Source organism: Brenneria sp. hezel4-2-4 (assembly GCF_013155275.1).
Lineage (GTDB): Bacteria > Pseudomonadota > Gammaproteobacteria > Enterobacterales > Enterobacteriaceae > Brenneria.
In genome coordinates, this window is sequence record NZ_JABJXS010000026.1 from 1 (window position 1) to 2,226 (window position 2,226).

Here is a 2,226-nt window from a genome sequence, read left to right on the forward strand (position 1 = left end):
AATACCGGAGAATGTTATCACGGGAGACACACGGCGGGTGCTAACGTCCGTCGTGAAGAGGGAAACAACCCAGACCGCCAGCTAAGGTCCCAAAGTCATGGTTAAGTGGGAAACGATGTGGGAAGGCATAGACAGCCAGGATGTTGGCTTAGAAGCAGCCATCATTTAAAGAAAGCGTAATAGCTCACTGGTCGAGTCGGCCTGCGCGGAAGATGTAACGGGGCTAAACCATGCACCGAAGCTGCGGCAGCGACACTTAGGTGTTGTTGGGTAGGGGAGCGTTCTGTAAGCCGTAGAAGGTGGTCTGTGAGGGCTGCTGGAGGTATCAGAAGTGCGAATGCTGACATAAGTAACGATAATGCGGGTGAAAAACCCGCACGCCGGAAGACCAAGGGTTCCTGTCCAACGTTAATCGGGGCAGGGTGAGTCGACCCCTAAGGCGAGGCCGAAAGGCGTAGTCGATGGGAAACAGGTTAATATTCCTGTACTTGGTGTTACTGCGAAGGGGGGACGGAGAAAGCTAGGTTATCCGGGCGACGGTTGTCCCGGTTTAAGCGTGAAGGTGGGTGGTCCAGGCAAATCCGGATTACCGTCAACACTGAGGCGTGATGACGAGGCTCTACGGAGCTGAAGTAACCGATGCTACGCTTCCAGGAAAAGCCTCTAAGCTCCAGGTAACACGAAATCGTACCCCAAACCGACACAGGTGGTCAGGTAGAGAATACTCAGGCGCTTGAGAGAACTCGGGTGAAGGAACTAGGCAAAATGGTGCCGTAACTTCGGGAGAAGGCACGCTGGATTTGGTGAAGTCCCTCGCGGATGAAGCTGAGACCAGTCGCAGATACCAGCTGGCTGCAACTGTTTAATAAAAACACAGCACTGTGCAAACACGAAAGTGGACGTATACGGTGTGACGCCTGCCCGGTGCCGGAAGGTTAATTGATGGGGTAAGCAGCAATGCGAAGCTCTTGATCGAAGCCCCGGTAAACGGCGGCCGTAACTATAACGGTCCTAAGGTAGCGAAATTCCTTGTCGGGTAAGTTCCGACCTGCACGAATGGCGTAATGATGGCCAGGCTGTCTCCACCCGAGACTCAGTGAAATTGAACTCGCTGTGAAGATGCAGTGTACCCGCGGCAAGACGGAAAGACCCCGTGAACCTTTACTATAGCTTGACACTGAACCTTGAGCCTTGATGTGTAGGATAGGTGGGAGGCTTTGAAGTGTGGACGCCAGTCTGCATGGAGCCGACCTTGAAATACCACCCTTTAATGTTTGATGTTCTAACGTGGGCCCCTGACCGGGGTTGCGGACAGTGTCTGGTGGGTAGTTTGACTGGGGCGGTCTCCTCCCAAAGAGTAACGGAGGAGCACGAAGGTTAGCTAATCCTGGTCGGACATCAGGAGGTTAGTGCAAAGGCATAAGCTAGCTTGACTGCGAGAGTGACGGCTCGAGCAGGTGCGAAAGCAGGTCTTAGTGATCCGGTGGTTCTGAATGGAAGGGCCATCGCTCAACGGATAAAAGGTACTCCGGGGATAACAGGCTGATACCGCCCAAGAGTTCATATCGACGGCGGTGTTTGGCACCTCGATGTCGGCTCATCACATCCTGGGGCTGAAGTAGGTCCCAAGGGTATGGCTGTTCGCCATTTAAAGTGGTACGCGAGCTGGGTTTAGAACGTCGTGAGACAGTTCGGTCCCTATCTGCCGTGGGCGTTGGAAGATTGAGAGGGGTTGCTCCTAGTACGAGAGGACCGGAGTGAACGCACCACTGGTGTACGGGTTGTGATGCCAATTGCATTGCCCGGTAGCTACGTGCGGAAGAGATAACCGCTGAAAGCATCTAAGCGGGAAACTTGCCTCGAGATGAGTCTTCCCTGGGCACTTGATGCCCCTGAAGGGCCGTTGAAGACGACGACGTAGATAGGCTGGGTGTGTAAGCGTAGCGATACGTTGAGCTGACCAGTACTAATGACCCGAGAGGCTTAACCTTACAACACCGAAGGTGTTTTGGTGAGAGACGCAAAAGATAAATGATATTCAGCTTGTTTTGAGATTGGTTCTGATGGTTATGTGAAAGCATAACGGTTGGAATGAAAGGAATTTGCCTGGCGGCGATAGCGCGGTGGTCCCACCTGACCCCATGCCGAACTCAGCAGTGAAACGCCGTAGCGCCGATGGTAGTGTGGGGTCTCCCCATGTGAGAGTAGGGAACTGCCAGGCATCAA

Annotated in this window: 2 rRNA genes; both read left to right on the plus strand. The window is 53.5% G+C overall.

Going from position 1 to position 2,226, the window contains the following annotated elements:
• Window positions 1-1,991 (plus strand): 23S ribosomal RNA (locus tag HOY33_RS20415); the annotation flags it as partial.
• 114 nt (window positions 1,992-2,105) lie between these two features.
• Window positions 2,106-2,221, plus strand: a 5S ribosomal RNA gene (rrf, locus tag HOY33_RS20420).
• The last annotated feature ends 5 nt before the right edge of the window (window positions 2,222-2,226 follow it).